Genomic DNA, 17,987 nt, shown 5'->3' on the forward strand with positions numbered 1-17,987 from the left:
ACCTCCGTAGGACGTCTGCGGGTGAAGGGCGTGCGGACCTGCGCGCTCGGCTTTCGCCGTGCCGCGGAGCCGTCGACGCGACCGGATGCCCCAGGCTGTGAGGCGTCGCTTCGGTAGGGGGCGCTCATCGGTTTCGGGTGTGACAGGTGCAGGCCGCAGTGGCGCTATCCTTGACCGTCCGCTTCCGTTCCGTCTGCCCTGGAGTCCGAGTCGTGCGTATCGATCTGCACTGCCACTCCACGGCCTCCGACGGTACGGACACCCCGGCCGAGCTGGTGCGGAAGGCGCGGGCGACCGGGCTGGACGTCGTCGCGCTGACCGATCACGACACGACGCGCGGGCACGCCGAGGCGATCGCCGCGCTGCCGGAGGGGCTCACGCTGGTCACCGGCGCCGAGCTGTCGTGCCGCCTGGACGGTGTCAGCATGCACATGCTGGCCTACCTGTTCGACCCCGAGGAGCCCGAACTGCTCGCCGAGCGTGAGCTGGTCCGGGACGACCGCGTGCCGCGAGCCCGCGCGATGATCGTCAAGCTGAACGAACTGGGTGTGCCGGTGACCTGGGAGCAGGTCGCGCGGATCGCCGGCGGCGGTTCCGTGGGACGCCCGCACGTGGCCACCGCGCTGGTCGATCTCGGCGTCGTACCGACGGTGGACGACGCCTTCACCGGGCAGTGGCTCGCCGACGGCGGCCGCGCCCACGTGGCGAAGCACGAGACGGATCCTTTCGAGGCGCTCCGGCTGATCAAGGGCGCCGGCGGTGTCGCCGTCTTCGCCCACCCCGCCGCCGCCAAGCGCGGCCGGACCGTACCGGAATCCGCCGTCGCGGACCTCGCCGCCGCCGGGCTCGACGGCATCGAGGTGGACCACATGGAGCACGACACGGCGACCCGGGCGCGGCTGCGGGGTCTGGCGAAGGAGCTGGGACTGCTCACCACGGGCTCCTCGGACTACCACGGCAGCCGTAAGACCTGCGTGCTCGGCGAGTACACGACCGACCCCGAGGTGTACGGGGAGATCACGCGCCGGGCCACCGGAGCCTTCCCCGTCCCCGGGACCGGCGGAGCCCGCTAGCTCTCTCTCGCCTCCTCCTGCTTCATCGCCCTCGCCCTCGCCCTCGTCTGCGTCCGGGTCGCACGGCACCCGGCGGCTGCCGGCTCTGCCCGTCTTCCTCTGCGGAAACGATTGCCCACGATGGTCACCGGCCATCACACTGGGCTGCCCTCTCCCCCTCTCCCCCTCTCCCTCTCGTCCCCGCTCCTCCGTCTTCCTCCGTTCGTCACTTCCCCAAGGCACCCCTGTGTTCGATCTCGCCGTTTTCGGTTCCCTCTTCCTCACCCTCTTCGTGATCATGGATCCCCCCGGGATCACCCCGATCTTCCTCGGGCTCACCGCCGGGCGGCCCGCTCGGACGCAGAAGCGCATGGCGTTCCAGGCCGTCTGCGTGGCGGGGGGTGTGATCACGGTCTTCGGGCTGCTCGGGCACCAGATCCTGGACTATCTGCATGTTTCCGTGCCGGCGCTGATGATCGCGGGTGGGCTGCTGCTCCTGCTGATCGCGCTCGATCTGCTGACCGGCAAGAGCGACGAGCCGGCTCAGACGAAGGACGTGAACGTCGCCCTCGTCCCGCTGGGGATGCCGTTGCTGGCCGGACCCGGTGCGATCGTCTCGGTGATCCTGGCGGTGCAGAAGGCGGACGGGGTGGCCGGTCAGGTGTCCGTGTGGACGGCGATCCTGGCGATCCACATCGTGCTGTGGCTGACCATGCGGTACTCGCTGCTGATCATCCGGGTCATCAAGGACGGCGGCGTGGTGCTGGTGACCCGGCTCGCGGGCATGATGCTCTCCGCGATCGCCGTGCAGCAGATCATCAACGGAGTCACCCAGGTCGTGCGGGCCTCGTAGGGCACCACACCCGGCCCGGAACGTTGCCGAGCCCCGTACGGCGCGATGCCGTACGGGGCTCGGAAGTGTGAACGGATCCGCGTACTACGAGGCGGTCACGTCGGCCGGGCGGATCCAGAGGCGCTGCCCGATGGCGGCGGCCTGCTGCACGATCCGGTTGACGGAGGCGGCTTCCACGACGGTGCTGTCCACGGGCGTGCCGCTGACATCGTCGAGTCGTAGGATTTCGAAGCGCAAGGGCTTCTCCCTTCGTCTGGTCATCCTCCTGAGGAGAACTACTGGTGGTGGTTCGCGGGTCATCGGTGCCCGTGTTCCATGAGTAGTCAACGGTATGCGTGTTACAAACATTCCTTACGCTAAGGAAAATTTTCGAGAACCTAATTACTAGCTGGTAAGCGGTGTGCACGTCTGTCTACCGGCAGGCAGGAAGACTGATTGGGACCGGTTGTGTTCGCAGCGTGACCGCCGGGACAATGGACGTGATGAACGACGACCTCACGGCGCTCGGCGCCCGCATCGACCGAACGAACGAGCTGCTGCACCGCATGCTCGCCGAGGTGGCGAAGACACCCTCGACACACGCGATCTTCGTCGATGCCGGGTACCTGTACGCGGCCGTGGGGCGGCTCGCCGCGGGGACGGAGGACCGGCGGTCCTTCGACCTCGACGCGGAGGGGCTCATCGACGCGCTGATCGACAAGGCGCGCACGATCTTCGCGGACAGCCGGCTGCTGCGGGTCTACTGGTACGACGGGGCACGCCGCCGCATCCATACGGCCGAACAGCAGTCGATCGCCGAGCTGCCGGACGTGAAGGTGCGCCTCGGCAACCTCAACGCCAACAACCAGCAGAAGGGCGTCGACTCCCTCATCCGCAGCGACCTGGAGTCACTGGCCCGGCAGCGCGCGATCAGTGACGCCGCCCTCATCGGCGGCGACGAGGACCTGGTCTCGGCGGTCGAGGCCGCCCAGGGGTACGGGGCGCGGGTCCATCTGTGGGGCATCGAGGCGCCCGAGGGCCGCAACCAGGCCGAGCCGCTGCTCTGGGAGGTCGACAGCCAGCGGACCTTCGACCTCGACTTCTTCAAGCCGTACGTGTCTCGGCGGGGCGCCGCCCTCTACGACGCGCCCACCGGTGCCCGTCCCAGCCGCGAGGACGTCCGCTTCGTCGGCGCCCAGATCGCCGCGAAGTGGCTCGCCTCCCGGGGCCGGGAAACCCTCCAGGAGCTTCTCCACAGCCACCCCTACCTCCCCGGCTCCGTCGACCAGGACCTGCTCGTCGAGGCGGAGGGACTGCTCCAGTACTCGCTGCGGGGCCAGGCCGACCTGCGACGCGCACTGCGGGACGGCTTCTGGGAGCACCTGCGGGCGCAGTACTAGCGAGCGTCCCACCCGGTGTCGCGGGGCGTGCCGGTGCCGGTCCTCAGCGGGCGATCCGGTCCCAGAAGCCGATCAGGGCGTCGGCCGTCGCCTGCGGCTGATCGGTGTTCGGGGAGTGCTCGGCGTCGTGGACGACGGTGCGGTGGGCGTTCAGCCGTACGGCCATGTCGTCGAGGACCGGGATCGGCCAGGTGTCGTCCCGTTCGCCGGACAGGACGTGCTTGGGCAGGTCCAGGGCGGCGAGTTCGGCGACGCGGTCGGGCTCCGCGCAGAGCTGGCGGCCCGTGGCGATGAGCTGGGCGGGGCTGGTGGAGAGCCAGCGCCGCCGCAGGTCGGCGCTATCGTCCAGGCCTTCGTCGAGGGCGCCCGTCTCGGCCTCCTCCGGCTCCGGCGCCTCCATCGCCTGGAGGGCGTCCCAGACCTGCTCCATGTCCATCACCGCGAGGGCGTCCCGCAACAGCTTCACGCGCTCCTGCTGGCCCACCGAGATCTGGGCGGGGCCCGAGGCCATCAGGGTGAGCGAGCCGAAGGGGGAGGCGTCCAGCAGCAGGGCGGCCCGGGAGATCTGGCCGCCGAGGGAGTGGCCGACGAGGTGCAGCGGGGTGCCGTCGCCCACGGCCTGCGCCTGGGCGAGCAGATCCTTCGCCAACTCCTCCTGCGCGTACGGGGCTTCGTCGTCCTCGGCACCCGGGCTCTCGTACTGCCCGCGCCCGTCCACCGCCACCGACCGGTACCCGGCGGCCGCCAACGGCTCGTGCAGCGCGATGAAGTCCTCCTTGCTCCCCGTGAACCCCGGCACGAGCAGCACGGTGCCCTTCACCGGCGCCCCCGCCTCGATCACGGCGAACTCCCCACGCGCGGTACGCAACAGGTACGCCCTGGCACCGGCGGGCGGGGTGAAGGTAGGCGGACGGCTCATGGGGGGAGCGTAACCGCCTTTCCCACACTCCTCCTTGGGCGCCCCTTGAGGGGCGCGAGGAACGGCGCGGACAACCGGGACGAACCCGCGCCCGAAACGCCGAAGGCCCGGCCCCCGAAAGGGGACCGGGCCTTCACTCGGCTGGACGGGCTCAGCTCTCCGCGGCCTCCACGGCGGCGGCGGCCTTGCGCGCGCGACGACGCGGGGCCGGGGTCTCGGCCACCGCCTCCTCGCCGACGGCCGCAGGCGCGGCCACCGCGGCCTTGCGCGTACGACGCGGCTTCGTGGCCTGCTCCTGCGTCGGCTGTGCCGGAACCGCCGCCTCGGCGGCTTCCGCCACGGTCTTGCGGGCGCGGCGGCGCGGCTTGGGCTCCTCGACGGTGTCGAGGGTGGCTTCGGCGGCGCTGTCGGTGGCCTCGACGGCGGCGGTGGCGGCCTTGCGGGTGCGGCGTCGGGGTGCGGCCGGGGCCTCCTCGGCGGTGGTCTCCTCGACCACGGCCTCGGCGGGTGCGGCGACCTTGCGGGTCCGGCGACGCGGCTTGGCGGGAGCCTCCTCGGCGGCCGTCCCCGGCGGTGTCGAGCGCCGCCTCGGCAGCGGCGGCCACGGGCGCGGCGCCGGCGGCTTACGGGTCCGGCACGCGGCGCGGGCGCGGCCTCCTCGGCGACGGCCTCCACCACGGGCGGCCGGCTTCCCCCTCGTTGCGGCGCGCGGCGCCCGCGGCCGGTCGCGAGTTGGGTGGCGTTCCGGCGCGCGTCGGGCGCGGCGTGGCCTCCACGGCGGCGGTGGCGCCTTGCGGGTGCGGCGTTCGGCGGTGCCGGCGGCCTCTCCTCGGGCGCGCGCTTCCTGCCACCACGCGGCCCTCGCCGGCGGCTCCGGAGCTATCGCGCTCTCGGCGGCGCGCCGCGGCACGCGCGGGCCGCCGTCGGCGTGCGCTCGGCGGGCCTCGCCGACGGGCGTCCCGACGCGCGCGGCTTCGCGGCTGCTGTCCAGGCGCGATTCCGGCGCCGTCCCGCCGCTTCCCCAGGCGACGGCTGCCGCGTCGCTGCGCGGCCTTCCGCGGGTGCCCGCCCTGTCGGGTGTCGGCCGGTGCGCGGCGACGTGCCTGGCGCTCTCGTCCTCGAGAGCGGAGGCGGTTACGCGTTCGTTGCCCCCAGGCACTGCCGGATCCGCCGGCGCGCGGCGACCCTCGCGGGGCTCCTCGCGTGCGCGCAGGCGCCGGCTGGGGCCGGCACGCTCCAGCCTCCCACTGCGCGTACGGCGCGACGCCGGGGCGTAGCGCCCGGGCCTCACGCTCGGCGTCGGCGGACGCCGACGGGGCGGAGAAGCGCCGCCACGGCCGCGCGGCCCGGGCCCCCGGCGCCCGGTGCTCCGCTCTCGGCCTCTCCACCGAACTTGCGGGCGCGCGCGGCGGCCAGACGCGGCTTGGCGTCCTCCCCTCCACCGGCTCGGCGGGAAGCGCCCGCGAGCGGGTCGTTGAACCACCGAGTTCAGGGCCTTGTTGATCAGCTGCTCCGCGGATCCGTCCCGGCGACGAGGCGATCGCGCACCGGGGTTCGCCCCGGTCCGGGTGCGACGGCGACGGCGAGGCGTACGGCTTTCGCCCTCGGACTCCACGGAACCGGCGTCCGGCGTCCGCGCGGACTCCGAGGGCTGCGTGACGGCCGCGGCCTCCGGGGACACCCCGTCCACGGTGGCTCCACTGCGCGTACGGCGGCGACGACGCGGCGTACGCGCCGGGCGCTCACGCTCGCGCTCGGCGGACGACGACGGGGCGGAGGAACGGCCGCCACGGCCGCGCGGACCGCGCCCGCCCGGCTCGCCCAGGTCCTCCAGCTCCTCGGCCTCCAGCCCGGCACGAGTGCGCTCGGAGCGCGGCAGGACACCCTTGGTGCCGGTCGGGATGCTCAGCTCCTCGAAGAGGTGCGGGGAGGTGGAGTAGGTCTCCGGCGGGTCGTTGAACCCGAGGTTCAGCGCCTTGTTGATCAGCTGCCAGCGCGGGATGTCGTCCCAGTCGACGAGGGTGATCGCGATGCCCTTGGCGCCCGCGCGGCCCGTACGGCCGATGCGGTGCAGGTACGTCTTCTCGTCTTCGGGGGACTGGTAGTTGATGACGTGGGTGACACCCTCGACGTCGATGCCGCGGGCGGCGACGTCGGTGCAGACGAGGACGTCCACCTTGCCGTTGCGGAAGGCACGCAGGGCCTGCTCGCGCGCGCCCTGGCCGAGGTCGCCGTGGACCGCGCCGGAGGCGAAGCCCCGCTGCTTGAGCTGGTCGGCGAGATCGGCCGCGGTGCGCTTCGTACGGCAGAAGACCATGACCAGTCCCCGGCCGTCGGCCTGCAGTATGCGCGAGACGATCTCGGGCTTGTCCATGTTGTGCGCGCGGTAGATGTGCTGCGCGGTGTTCCGGACCGTCGCGCCCTCGTCGTCCGGCGACGTGGCGCTGATGTGGGTCGGCTGGGACATGTACCGGCGGGCCAGACCGATGACCGCGCCCGGCATGGTCGCCGAGAACAGCATCGTCTGGCGGCGGGCCGGAAGCATGTTGATGATCTTCTCGACGTCGGGCAGGAAGCCCAGGTCGAGCATCTCGTCGGCCTCGTCGAGGACCAGGCACTTGACGTGCTTCAGGTTCAGCTTCTTCTGGCCCGCGAGGTCGAGGAGCCGCCCCGGCGTACCGATGACGACGTCGACGCCCTTCTTGAGGGCCTCGACCTGGGGCTCGTAGGCGCGGCCGCCGTAGATCGCGGTGACGCGCACGTTGCGCACCTTGCCGGCGGTCAGCAGGTCGTTGGTGACCTGGGTGCACAGCTCGCGCGTGGGGACGACGACGAGCGCCTGCGGCGAGTCGACGAGGTCCTCGGGCTTGGCGCGGCCGGCCTCGACGTCGGCGGGGACGACGACGCGCTCCAGGAGCGGGAGGCCGAAGCCCAGCGTCTTGCCGGTGCCGGTCTTGGCCTGGCCGATGATGTCGGTGCCGGTGAGGGCGACCGGGAGCGTCATCTCCTGGATGGGGAAGGGGCTGATGATGCCGACGGCCTCAAGCGCCTCGGCGGTCTCGGGAAAGATTCCGAGATCTCGGAAAGTCGTAGTCAGGGTGCTGCCTCTTCTGTGTACGCGGTGTGAGGCGAGCGCGGGGGTCGTGTCGGACCGTGCCGGGGACGTCGGCCGCCTCACGGGCGGACCGTGTGGCACGGGACCACTGCCGACGCTCTAGCGCTCATACCGCTGAGGGGTTCCCTCCGGACGCCGTACGCGATGTGCCGTACGGAGATAAGGAGGGCTGTCGGGTCGGAGCCGATCGGGCCACCGACCGGGCATCCTCATGCGTGCGGCCTGTCGAGATACGGTCGAACGAGCGAACTACGTCGACGTACCAGCAGGCGCATTACCACCATACCCCGGAATCGCGCATATGCGATGGCCGGTTTGGTCACGTGGTGGGTGTCACGCCCAGGGCCACGCGAAATGACCGGGCCCTCCCGCGTCGCGCGGAGCGGGCTATTGTGCGCTTCATGACCACGTCTGACAAGCCTGAGAACGCCACCGGCGGCGAGCCCGCCGACGCCGCCGACACCGCCGAGGTCACCGGGATCGCAGCCCAGGACTGGACCCGGGCAGCCGCCGACCCGCAGTACCGCGCGGCGGTGGTGGATCTGCTGGGCGCGCTGGCGTACGGGGAACTGGCGGCGTTCGAACGGCTCGCGGAGGACGCGAAGCTGGCGCCGACCCTCGTCGACAAGGCGGAGCTGGCGAAGATGGCGTCGGCCGAGTTCCACCACTTCGAGAGGCTCGCCGGCCGGCTCACCGAGATCGGCGAGGAGCCGACGCGGGCCATGGAGCCGTTCGTCGAGGCGCTCGACGGCTTCCACCGGCAGACCGCGCCGTCGGACTGGCTGGAGGGGCTCGTCAAGGCGTACGTCGGCGACTCGATCGCCAGCGACTTCTACCGGGAGGTCGCGGCGCACCTCGACTCGGACACGCGCGGGCTGGTGCTCGCCGTCCTCGACGACACGGGGCACGCCGGTTTCGCCGTGGAGAAGGTGCGCGCCGCGATCGACGAGGACCCGCGAGTGGGCGGCCGACTGGCGCTGTGGGCACGGCGGTTGATGGGGGAGGCGCTGTCGCAGTCGCAGCGGGTGGTGGCCGACCGCGACGCCCTGTCCACGATGCTCGTGGGCGGTGTCGCCGACGGGTTCGATCTGGCCGAGGTGGGGCGGATGTTCTCGCGGATCACCGAGGCGCACACGAAGCGGATGGCCGCGCTGGGCCTGGCCGCGTGAGCGGCTGCCCGTGAGCGGCTGCCCGTGAGCGGCAGGCTGTGAGCGCCTAATCGCTGTGGGGTGCGGTGCCGTCCTGCGGGTGCGGGTGCGGGAACGGGTCCGGTCGTGGCCCGTCGCGTGGTTCTCCGCACCCCTGGACGGGGGGCTTCGCCGCTGTCAGAGGGTCTTCCGCACACAGAGGGTCTGCCGCGCGCGGTGGGTCTTCCTCACGCCGTCGCCGAGCTGCTGCGTCGAAAGCGTTCCGTCGGGCGCAGCAGCAGGGACAGGGAGGCCGCCGCCACGACCAGTGCGCCGGTGAGGATCAGCGGGTAGTTCACCGAGCCCAGTGCCGTGTGGGTCAGGAAGGCGCCGAAGAGGGCGCCCGCGGTGCCGGTCGGAAGGACCAGGGTGCGGGACGGCAGGCGGTGCGGGAGCCGGTAGGCGGCGGCACAGGCCAGGGCGAAACCGAGCAGTGCGGATCCGAGTGCTTCCAAGAACATGATCGGGTTCCCTCCCGCACGGCCTGAACTGGGCAGATCGGTCGTAGCCCGTACTACCCGTGAGCCGTGGGACGCAATCATCGTCGGCGCCTGTGATGTGCCGGTCGGGCCCGCCTCGGCCGGTGGGAGCCATGAGAAGCGGACGCACGGAGGGGCCCGGTGGTTTTCACACCACCGGGCCCCTCCGTACGTCTCCAGAGCCTCGCGACTACAGCGCGCTGAAGCCCACCTTGCGGACGGCCGACTCGCCGATGTCGACGTAGGCGAGACGGTCGGCCGGGATCAGCACCTTGCGGCCGTGCTCGTCCGTGAGGCTCAGCAGCGCCGACTTGCCGGTCAGCGCCTCGGCAACGGCACGCTCGACCTCCTCGGCACTCTGACCGCTCTCCAGAACGATCTCGCGAGGCGCGTGCTGCACGCCGATCTTGACCTCCACGGCTATGTCCCTCCGACGGTCAGTGAAGTGCGCGGGCTTCCGCGCCGTACCCAGCACACATTAGCCCGGTGAGGGGACGTACACGCTCCGCCTGAGAACGCCAGGAGCGAACAGGGCGTGGGAACAAAATCCCGCACCGTGGCCGAGCCGCGGTGGCCGGCCCGGGGCCGTACGGCCGGTGCCGCCGACCGGGCCGACGGTCGGCGTCGTCGGTCAGCGGTGCCGATCGTTTGATCGGCGGTGCTGGTCAGCCGCGCCGATCAGTGCTGGTCGAGGCCGTGCAAGGGGAAGCCGGCGATACCGCGCCAGGCCAGCGAGGCGAGCAACTGGACGGCCTGCTCGCGCGGGACGCTGCGGTCGCTGTGCAGCCAGGACCGCGCCACCACCTGGGAGAGGCCGCCCAGTCCCGAGGCGAGGAGCATCGACTCCGCGCGCGAGAGGCCGGTGTCCTCCGCGATGACGTCGCGGATGGCCTCGGCGCACTCGTTGGTGACCTTGTCGACGCGCTCGCGCACGGCGGGCTCGTTCGTCAGGTCGGACTCGAAGACCAGCCGGAAGGCACCGCCCTCGTCCTCGACGTACGCGAAATAGGCGTCCATCGTCGCGAGGACCCGCTGCTTGTTGTCGGTCGTCGACGCCAGCGCACCCCGCACGGCCTGGATCAGGGACTCGCAGTGCTGGTCCAGCAGCGCCAGGTAGAGGTCGAGCTTGCCGGGGAAGTGCTGGTAGAGCACCGGCTTGCTGACTCCGGCGCGCTCGGCGATGTCGTCCATCGCGGCGGAGTGGTAGCCCTGGGCCACGAAGACTTCCTGGGCGGCGCCCAGCAACTGGTTCCGCCGGGCTCGGCGGGGCAGCCGTGTGCCTCGCGGGCGCGCCGCCTCTGTCTGCTCGATGGCTGTCACGCCGCCTCCCAAGATCGTCCACGTGCGGGTGTGCGCCGCGCCGCCATCGTACTTTTCGGTAACCCGGGTGTGCGCGGTGCGAGCGCAGAATTTCACGGACCGGACGCCGGGGAAAGTGCCGCGGACCGCACCAAACAGGGGCATGGCGGGCAGAAGGAAGCCCTTTCTCGTCACCGGTCGTCGTCCCTGGTGGGGCTCGGGTTACCGGTAGTCCTCCTCGTCGAGCGAGACCACGCGGGCCTGTTCCGCCAGATCGGCCTCGTTGGCGGCACCCGGATCGACGTCGGTCAAGGGGTCGTCCCGGTGCTGCGCGATGTCCTTGTGCTGCTCGGCGGTATCGGCCTCCGGGGCCTCGACGTCGTCGAACTCCGTGAGGTCCTCCTCGGTGAAGGTGTCGGGATCGGTCGGGTCGAAGGTCATCGTGGTCCCCTTCCTGGTGCTGCTGTCCTGATGTCGCTCCTGGTCCTGTCCTGGCGCCGCCGGACGTCCCCTGGGCGGCCGGACCACGTACGGGTGCCCTCTTCGCGAGCCTGGATGCCCTGTTTATGAGCCTAGGAGAAGGGTGATCGTGGCGCTATGCGATCACCGGCGGCCTCGCCGTGAGCGCGGTGGTGGGCGATCCGCGGTCGGTCCCGCACAAACGGCTGGTTCAAGTCCGTACCTGTGACGGCGAACACATGAGTCACTGCGTGATCGTCTCGTAACATTGCCCGCATGTCCTCGACCGAGCTGCCATCCCTGCTGACCGCCACCGCGTCGCCGAAGGCGAGTGCCGTGCGTGTGGCGCCCGGCGAGCGGATGAGAACGGTCCGGCTGCCGGGGATCACGCTGTCGGTGCGGTCGAGACCGCCGGCGCGCGAAGGGCTGCCGCCCGCCCTGTACGTGCACGGCCTGGGCGGTTCCTCGCAGAACTGGTCCGCGCTGATGCCGCTGCTCGACGGCCTCGTGGACGGTGAGGCCGTCGATCTGCCCGGCTTCGGCGACTCGCCGCCGCCGGACGACGGCAACTACTCCGTCACGGGACACGCGCGCGCGGTCATCCGTCATCTCGACGCGGCGGGGCGTGGCCCTGTGCACCTCTTCGGCAATTCCCTCGGCGGCGCGATCGCGACCCGTGTCGCCGCCCTCCGCCCTGATCTCGTCCGCACCCTGACCCTGGTGTCGCCCGCCCTGCCCGAGCTGCGCGTGCAGCGGACCGCCGTGCCGACCGCGCTGCTGGCGCTGCCGGGCATGTCGGCGCTCTTCACCCGCTTCACCAAGGGCTGGAGCGCCGAGCAGCGCGTGCGGGGCGTCACGGCGCTCTGTTACGGCGACCCCGGCCGCGTCTCGGACGAGGGTTTCCGCAACGCCGTCGAGGAGATGGAGCGGCGTCTGCAACTCCCTTACATGTGGGACGCGTTGACACGTTCCGCTCGTGGGCTCGTGGACGCGTACACCCTGGGCGGGCAGCACTCGCTCTGGCGTCAGGCCGAGCGGGTCCTCGCCCCGACCCTCCTCGTCTACGGCCGTCGCGACCAGCTCGTCGGCTACCGCATGGCCCAGCGCGCCGCCCGCTCCTTCCGCGACTCCCGCCTCGTCTGCCTGCCGGACGCGGGGCACGTGGCGATGATGGAGTATCCGGAGGCTGTGGCGGCCGCGTTCCGGGATCTGCTCGCGGATGCCGGGGCGAGGGCGCCGGGGGCTGGGGGCTGGGATGCGGACGTGTATCCGGAGTCGGACTCGGGCTCGTACTCGCAGGGGCAGGGGCAGGGGCAGGGGCAGGGGCAGGGGCAGGTGAGTGCCGTGCGTGCGGAGTCTGGCGCGGCTTCGGCTTCGGCTTCGGCTTCCGGTTCGGCGTCGGCTTCCGGTTCGTCTTCGGGTCCCGGTTCGGGTTCCGGTTCGGGGTCGGTCGACTCCTCGGGTGTGGGTGGTTCGGTGGTCGGCGGTGGTTCGGCCGGTGCCGACAGTGCTGGATCGGTCGCCGACGGCCCTCCACCGGGCAACCCCGGCGGGGGGAGCTGAGGCGCGGCGTGGGACGGCACAGCCGCAAGGGGCGGGCGCCGAGAGGCGACACAAACGAAACAGAGGAGAGCCGGGCGGCGACTTCCGCCGGGTCGAGCGATCGCGTACCGGCCGCGCGCCGAGCGTCGGATGCTCAGGGGGCGCAGCGGTCCCAAGCCGGCCGAGAAGGGCAGGACGGCCGGGGCGGCCGCGGTGGCCAGGACGGCCAGGACGGCCGGGGTGTGGGCGGCCCGGAGGCTGCTTCGGCTGCCGGAACCGCTCGGGCCGCGGTGACGGCGCAGCCGCAGGCGGGTGTGCGGCAGGCTGCCGGCCCGCTGCCGACGCGTGGATACGACCGGGCCGGTGGCCAGGGGATGCCGCGGTTCACCGGTAGCGCGCCCGGCCAACAGGGAGCACGTCTTCCTGAGGGCACCCCGGCCCATGGCTTCCCGCGCCTCCCTGACGGCACGCCGGCGCACGGGATGCCGCGCCTTTCCGACGGCACGCCCGCGCGCGGCTTTCCCCGCCTGTCCGACGGCGCCCTCGCCCGTGGGTTTCCGCCGAGTCGTGGTGGGCACCCCGAGCAGCGTGAAGCGGGCGGCGGGTGGGGGCACTTGGGTGGTGACGGGCATCGGACGGGTGCCGGGCACGGCGTGGCGCGAGGGGCTCCCACGGGGGCCCCGTATGGTGTGCCGGGCGAGGCGTCGTCCCCCGGCGCCCCGTACGGCGAGCCTCCGGAGGGTTCCGGGCGCCGCATTCCCATTCCCCGGCAGCGGCAGGAGACCATGCCCCCCGGTGGCCCCCGCCAGACATATCTGGACGCCTTCGACGAGGTCGATGACGCCTTCGACGACGTTCGCGCACCCCGTCGGACACAGCGTGCGGCGCTGGGTGCCGATGGCGGTGCCGACGGCCGGACGGATGCGGCTTTCGAGGAGAAGCCGCCCCCGCAGGGGGCGCGGAAGAAGCCGCAGCGGCAGGCGGAGTCGCCGGAGCGGCCTCCGGGCGCGGAGGCCGGGACGGCCGTGGAGATGGCGAAGGGCGGCAAGGGGCGGGCGTTCGCCGGGATCGCGGCAGCCGCGGTCACCACTGTGCTGGCCGTCGTCGCCGTCGGCCAGATGGCCGGCGGACAGGACGAGACCGCCCCGCAGCCGAGGGCCGCCGACGCCGGCGAGCGCGATGTGCGCGGTGCCTCACGCAGCGACAACCGGCCCACGCCGGCCCGTCCGCCGAGCCCGAGCGCGACCCCGTTGTCGTACGACGAGAAGATGGGCAGGACGTACCCGCTGGCCGCGGACCTGGAGGGCGGCGGGAAGTTCGAGGCGGTCAAGGGCTTCGACAGGGCGCCGGGGAAGGGACAGAAGTTCCGCTACCGCGTCGACGTCGAGCAGGGAATCGGCCTGGATCCCGCGCTGTTCGCCGAGGCGGTGCAGAAGACCCTGAACGACGAGCGGAGTTGGGCCCACAGCGGCGGCCGTACGTTCGAGCGGATCTCCTCGGGCACACCCGACTTCGTGATCACGCTGGCCAGCCCGGGGACCACCGCGACCTGGTGCGCCAAGTCAGGGCTCGACACGACCGTGGACAACGTGTCCTGTGACTCGGCCGCCACCGAGCGGGTGATGATCAACGCGTACCGCTGGGCCCAGGGGTCGAAGACGTACGGCGATCAGATCCACGCGTACCGGCAGATGCTGATCAATCACGAGATCGGTCACCGCCTCGGCTATCCCCACGAGACGTGTGACAAGGCCGGGGAACTCGCGCCCGTCATGCAGCAGCAGAGCAAGTTCCTGACGTACGACGGGATCACGTGCAAGGCCAATCCCTGGCCGTATCCCGGTAGTTGACGACGGCCGCCGGGCCACCCGTCTCCTGACGCCACGTGATCGAGTGATCCCTTAGCGCGACAAAACGCGTCCCGCTAGGGAAAGTTACGACCGTTCACCCCTTTTGGTGGTGTGACGGACAACCGTCCGTCACACCCCCGCCTTGTCCGCGTACGTTCGTCCCGCTGCGAGCCGCCGGGTGAACGGCGGCTCCTCAAACGGGAGATCGGGGGTGCACGCGTGCGCATCGGACTGCTTGCGGAGGGTGGCTATCCGTATGTGAGCGGTGACGCCAGGCTCTGGTGCGACCGACTCGTACGTGGGTTGGAGCGACACGAGTTCGACATCTACGCGCTCAGCCGGAGCGAGCGGCAGGAGGACGAGGGCTGGATCCCGCTGCCGCCCCAGGTCAGGCGCGTCCGTACGGCGCCGCTGTGGGCCGCGGAGGACGACGGCGTCGTCCACGGGCGCCGGGCGCGGAGGCGCTTCGCGGAGGCGTACGGCGAACTGGTGTCGGCGGTGTGCTCGGGGAGCGCGAGCGGTGCCGATGGTGTGGCCGGTCGGCCCGGTGGGTTCGGGGCGGCTTCCACAGGTGGTGCCGACGCTGAGGCGGACCGTTTCGGCAGCGCGCTGTACGGGCTCGCCGAGTTGGGCCGCGACGAAGGTGGACTGGTCGGCGCACTGCGCTCCGAGGCCGCCGTACGCACGTTGGAGCGCGCTTGTCGCGCGCCGGGCGCCCTGCGAGGGGCGCGCGAGGCGCGCGTACCGGATCTGCTGACGGTCGCCGCACATCTCGAACGCGCCCTGCGCCCCCTCTCGCTCGACTGGTACGAGGACGACGGGCTCGGCTCGGTCGACCTGTGCCACGCGACGGCCGGTGGCTCGGCCGCGCTTCCCGGGCTGCTGGCCCGGTACTTCCACGGGGTGCCGCTGCTGGTCACCGAGTACGGCGTGCAGCTGCGGGCGCACTACCTCGGAGCCTCGGGAGAAGCGCCGGTGCGCGCCCTGCTCGCGGCCTTCCACCGGCGGCTGACCGCCGAGGTCTACCGGCAGGCCGCCTGCCTCACCCCCGGCAACACTCACGCCCGGCGCTGGCAGGAGCGCTGCGGCGCCGACCCGTCGAGGATCCGGACGGTCTACCCCGGCATGAACGCCGCCCGCTTCGCGGAGGTCGGCGAGGCGCCGGAATACGCCGATCCGTACACGCTGGTCTGGGTCGGCCGCATCGAGCCCGCCAAGGACCTGATCTCGCTGCTGCACGCCTTCGCCGAGATCCGCCGTGCGGAGCCCAAGGCGCGGCTCAGGATCGTCGGTGCGGCAGCGGGCTCCGAGGCCACCGCCTACCTGGGCCACTGCCGCGCGCTGGCGGCGCAGCTCTTCCCCGACCGGACGGACGGTGTCCACTCCGTCGGCGACAACCCCGTCTCCTTCGAGGAGATCGGCGACCCGGCCGTTCCCGATCTGGCCGAGGCCTACGCGGCGGGTGCGGTGGTCGTGCTGTCCAGCGTCGTCGAGGGCTTCCCGATCAGCCTGGTCGAGGCCATGTTCTGCGCCCGGCCGACGGTCTCCACCGACGTTGGCGCGGTCGTGGAGGTCATCGGCGGCACGGGCCTGGTCGTCCCTCCGCGCAATCCGCGGGCGCTGGCCGAGGCGTGCGTGGCACTGCTACGAGAACCCGAGCGCCGCGCGCGCCTCGGCGCGGCCGCCCGCGCACGCGCTCTCGAACTCTTCACGGTGGAACAGAACGTCGAGGCATTTCGAGGCATCTACCTGGAGGTCGTCTCCCAGGCCCCGGTGCGCAAGGTCGTTGTCGACGGCACCGGTGAACCGCGTCCCTTCGGAGCCCCCGCCGAGGCCCGCGTGCCCGGCCGCTGGACCGATTCCCGACTGGTGACGGGCGGCCTCGGGGTCGCCGGCGTGGCAGGAGTCGCCGGCGTGGCAGGGGTTGCCGGGGGCGCCGGTGTCGCGGGTCTCGCTGGAGGCGTTCCCGGACGGCCGCGCTGGGCCGTCGACACACCTGGGCGGGCGACGACACCTGTGGGGGGAACCACGGCATCGGAGCCGGTCGCGAAGCCGGCTCCGGTTACCGCACGCGCCTCGACGCCCGACGCGGTACCGGGCATGGCACCGGGTTCTCCATCCGGTCCCGCGCAGGACCGTGCAGCGGGCGCGACTCCGGCGGCGGCGTCGCCCGCGACGACCCCCACCTCCACCACGAACTCTCCCTCCACCGCGGGTACTTCCTCCGGTTCCGCTGGGGCATCGTCCACCGCTTCGGCGGCGGACGCGGTTCCGGCCGCGGAGAGTTCTGCGGGTACGGCGGCCGGGGAGCCCGTGCCCGCGGGGGAGGGCGCGCGATGAGCGAGTTGCGATGGGACGGGCTGGACGGACCCGATGGGCTGGACGGCTTGGACGGCTTGGACGGCTTGGACGGACGCGAAGGGCTGAACGGCAGTGAAGGGCTGAACGGACGGGAGGGGCTGGAGCGCTTCGGCCGGGCCCCCGGCGCGGTCGATGTGAAGAGGTTGTCCGGCCCGGATCCCCATCTCGGGGCCATGCCCTCGGCCGATTTCCGGGCGGCGCATGACCTCGTCGCCTCACTCGACCCGGCCCACCGACCAGGCGACTGCGACGCCACTGCGGACGTCCCCAAATCCTCTGCCCACCGGGGGGCCGTCGACCCTGTGAAGGCATTGATGCGCCGGCACCGGGACCTCTGCGAGCGGGCGGTGGACCCCTTGGAGATCGCCGCCGGGCTGGAGGCGCACGGGGTGACCGACCGCACGGCTGCCCGCTTTCGGCACCGGGACGTGTTCTCACTCGCCGAAGAGATGTACGCGCGTGTGTCGCGGGACGGGGAGGAGTCCACGGCGCGCGAGCCGGTGCAGCGCGCGCCCGGCGCACGAGGTGGGTGGGCCGTGCTCGCCCTCCTGCCGGGTGCCCTGTGCGCGGCGGCCGTCGTCGGCGTGCGCCTCACCCACGGCCAACCCCGTCTCGCCGTCGCAGCCGTCGGAGCCCTCGCGGTGGCGCTCGGTCTCCGTGTCGCCCTCGGCCGCGGCCCCCTGCGCGCGCCGTCGGACGCGGCGGGCCGTACCCGCGCCTGGACCTGCTGGCTGGTCGCGTACGCGCTCCTCGGCGACGGCCTGCTCGCCGCCGGCCTCGACGGCGGTCCCCACGGGCCGTGGCCCCTGGCGGTCGCGCCCATGCTCGCGCTCAGCCTGTCCTGCGCCCCCGCCGTCTGGTGCGCCGGGCTCCTCGGCGCCCGCGCCCGCCGCAAACTCGCCGCCAGCCGAGGACTCGCGGAGTTCGCCGACTCCGTGAAGCCCCTGATCCTCGGCGTGTTCGCGCTCCACCTCTGTGCCCTGGCCGCCCTGCTCGCGCTGTGCGGCGAGGTCCTGCACGAGCCCTCCGGGTACGCCGGCGCGGGCGCCCTCGGCGCCCTCCTCCTGCCCGCCCGCCTCCTCATCGCCCACGGAGCCGCCCAGGCCTCGGTCGTCGCCCTCCGCGCAGCCGCCCTGGCCGAGGCGCTCGCGCTGGGCACGGTCTTCGCGAGCCGCCTGCCCGGCTGCTCCTTCCTGGCCGTCCCCGTCGAGGCGGTCGTGGACATCTGGGGAGCCGGAGCCGTCCCCGCCCTCGTGTGCGGCACCGCCGCGCTCGTCCTGCTCGTCCACGCCACCCGCACGCTGACCCGGGCCTCGGCCCACGCCCTGCCCTCCGGGGCGACCTGACCCACCTGGGCCCTTCGTCCGGCGGCCACCCGTCGCCGTACGAAGTCCGGGCCCGACCGCCGCACGGGGCTCACGTCCCGGGCGCCCGTCCCGCGGGGCCGACACCGCGGGCCACCTCATCACCCACGGCACCACCCCATAAGGAG

15 protein-coding genes are annotated in these 17,987 nt (G+C 72.5%); 8 read left to right on the forward strand and 7 right to left on the reverse strand.

Annotation, left to right across the window (positions count from 1 at the left end; all coding sequences use genetic code 11):
* The first annotated feature begins 212 nt into the window (after nt 1–212).
* Both STRBO_RS0106740 and STRBO_RS0106745 read left to right on the forward strand, forming a co-directional pair.
* Nucleotides 213–1,073: a PHP domain-containing protein gene (locus tag STRBO_RS0106740; protein ID WP_020113965.1), complete on the forward strand. Its 861-nt coding sequence runs from the start codon at nt 213–215 to the stop codon at nt 1,071–1,073.
* A gap of 226 nt (nt 1,074–1,299) precedes the next feature.
* Nucleotides 1,300–1,905, forward strand: coding sequence for a MarC family protein (locus STRBO_RS0106745; protein WP_005480547.1), 606 nt, complete (start codon nt 1,300–1,302; stop codon nt 1,903–1,905).
* Between the two features lie 84 nt (nt 1,906–1,989).
* Here STRBO_RS0106745 and STRBO_RS42710 read toward each other — a convergent pair whose 3' ends face one another.
* Complete coding sequence (locus tag STRBO_RS42710; protein ID WP_020113966.1) at nt 1,990–2,142, reverse strand: hypothetical protein; 153 nt, start codon at nt 2,140–2,142, stop codon at nt 1,990–1,992.
* A 236-nt stretch (nt 2,143–2,378) separates the two neighbouring features.
* Between STRBO_RS42710 and STRBO_RS0106755 the strand changes: the two genes are divergently transcribed.
* Nucleotides 2,379–3,284, forward strand: coding sequence for an NYN domain-containing protein (locus STRBO_RS0106755; RefSeq protein WP_020113967.1), 906 nt, complete (start codon nt 2,379–2,381; stop codon nt 3,282–3,284).
* A gap of 43 nt (nt 3,285–3,327) precedes the next feature.
* Here STRBO_RS0106755 and STRBO_RS0106760 read toward each other — a convergent pair whose 3' ends face one another.
* On the reverse strand, nt 3,328–4,203 hold the full coding sequence (locus STRBO_RS0106760) for an alpha/beta fold hydrolase (protein WP_005480543.1): 876 nt from the start codon (nt 4,201–4,203) through the stop codon (nt 3,328–3,330).
* A 151-nt stretch (nt 4,204–4,354) separates the two neighbouring features.
* The gene (locus STRBO_RS0106765; RefSeq protein ID WP_020113968.1) at nt 4,355–7,207 is read right to left on the reverse strand and encodes a DEAD/DEAH box helicase; all 2,853 of its coding nucleotides are present in this window, start codon (nt 7,205–7,207) and stop codon (nt 4,355–4,357) included.
* A gap of 503 nt (nt 7,208–7,710) precedes the next feature.
* Between STRBO_RS0106765 and STRBO_RS0106770 the strand changes: the two genes are divergently transcribed.
* On the forward strand, nt 7,711–8,487 hold the full coding sequence (locus STRBO_RS0106770) for a ferritin-like fold-containing protein (protein ID WP_005480537.1): 777 nt from the start codon (nt 7,711–7,713) through the stop codon (nt 8,485–8,487).
* Nucleotides 8,488–8,693: 206 nt separating this feature from the next.
* Here STRBO_RS0106770 and STRBO_RS0106775 read toward each other — a convergent pair whose 3' ends face one another.
* The 4 genes from STRBO_RS0106775 to STRBO_RS0106790 form a co-directional block, all read right to left on the reverse strand.
* The gene (locus tag STRBO_RS0106775) at nt 8,694–8,966 is read right to left on the reverse strand and encodes a hypothetical protein (RefSeq protein WP_005480535.1); all 273 of its coding nucleotides are present in this window, start codon (nt 8,964–8,966) and stop codon (nt 8,694–8,696) included.
* A gap of 208 nt (nt 8,967–9,174) precedes the next feature.
* Complete coding sequence (locus tag STRBO_RS0106780) at nt 9,175–9,402, reverse strand: DUF3107 domain-containing protein (RefSeq protein ID WP_005480533.1); 228 nt, start codon at nt 9,400–9,402, stop codon at nt 9,175–9,177.
* A 260-nt stretch (nt 9,403–9,662) separates the two neighbouring features.
* A complete protein-coding gene (locus STRBO_RS0106785) occupies nt 9,663–10,304 on the reverse strand; it encodes a TetR/AcrR family transcriptional regulator (RefSeq protein ID WP_005480530.1) in 642 nt (213 codons plus the stop codon).
* Nucleotides 10,305–10,505: 201 nt separating this feature from the next.
* The gene (locus tag STRBO_RS0106790; protein ID WP_005480528.1) at nt 10,506–10,724 is read right to left on the reverse strand and encodes a hypothetical protein; all 219 of its coding nucleotides are present in this window, start codon (nt 10,722–10,724) and stop codon (nt 10,506–10,508) included.
* A 294-nt stretch (nt 10,725–11,018) separates the two neighbouring features.
* Here STRBO_RS0106790 and STRBO_RS0106795 point away from each other — a divergent pair, with 294 nt between their 5' ends.
* The 4 genes from STRBO_RS0106795 to STRBO_RS39950 all read left to right on the forward strand — a co-directional run bounded on the left by STRBO_RS0106795 (nt 11,019) and on the right by STRBO_RS39950 (nt 17,841).
* Nucleotides 11,019–12,305, forward strand: a complete 1,287-nt coding sequence (locus STRBO_RS0106795) for an alpha/beta fold hydrolase (protein ID WP_005480527.1) — start codon at nt 11,019–11,021, stop codon at nt 12,303–12,305.
* Nucleotides 12,306–12,313: 8 nt separating this feature from the next.
* Entirely contained in the window at nt 12,314–14,134 is a 1,821-nt protein-coding gene (locus STRBO_RS45875) for a DUF3152 domain-containing protein (protein ID WP_245170580.1), read from the forward strand.
* 219 nt (nt 14,135–14,353) lie between these two features.
* Nucleotides 14,354–16,474 (forward strand): DUF3492 domain-containing protein, encoded by a 2,121-nt coding sequence (locus STRBO_RS0106805; protein WP_005480525.1) that lies wholly within the window; start codon nt 14,354–14,356, stop codon nt 16,472–16,474.
* Entirely contained in the window at nt 16,471–17,841 is a 1,371-nt protein-coding gene (locus STRBO_RS39950; RefSeq protein ID WP_020113971.1) for a hypothetical protein, read from the forward strand. The genes STRBO_RS0106805 and STRBO_RS39950 overlap by 4 nt, the downstream gene beginning before the upstream one ends.
* Nucleotides 17,842–17,987: the final 146 nt, after the last annotated feature.

Origin of the sequence: Streptomyces bottropensis ATCC 25435 (genome assembly GCF_000383595.1) — a bacterium.
In the GTDB taxonomy this organism is placed as follows: Bacteria; Actinomycetota; Actinomycetes; order Streptomycetales; family Streptomycetaceae; genus Streptomyces; species Streptomyces bottropensis.